1 pseudogene is annotated in these 314 nt (G+C 51.6%); it reads left to right on the top strand.

The annotated features are described in order from the left end of the window. Positions 1 to 314, top strand: a pseudogene (locus B3180_RS08775) (tRNA (adenosine(37)-N6)-threonylcarbamoyltransferase complex transferase subunit TsaD); the annotation flags it as partial.

Below are 314 nucleotides of genomic sequence, written 5' to 3'. Positions count from 1 at the left end.
ATTGAAACCTCCTGTGATGAAACAGGGGTTGCGGTGTATGACACTGAAAAAGGGTTACTGGCACACCAGCTGTATTCTCAGGTTAAATTGCATGCGGACTACGGTGGTGTGGTGCCCGAACTTGCCTCTCGTGACCATGTGCGTAAAACGTTGCCGCTCATTAAAGCGGCGCTTAAAGAAGCCGGTATTACGCATCAGCAATTGGATGGTGTGGCCTATACTATGGGGCCGGGGTTAGTCGGGGCTCTGTTAGTTGGCTCTTGCATTGGCCGTAGTTTAGCTTTCGGCTGGAACTTGCCTGCAGTGGGTGTTCA

This window comes from Idiomarina sp. UBA4206, assembly GCF_002383015.1.
In the GTDB taxonomy this organism is placed as follows: Bacteria; Pseudomonadota; Gammaproteobacteria; order Enterobacterales; family Alteromonadaceae; genus Idiomarina; species Idiomarina abyssalis.
This window is presented reverse-complemented; position numbering and strand designations above follow the sequence as displayed.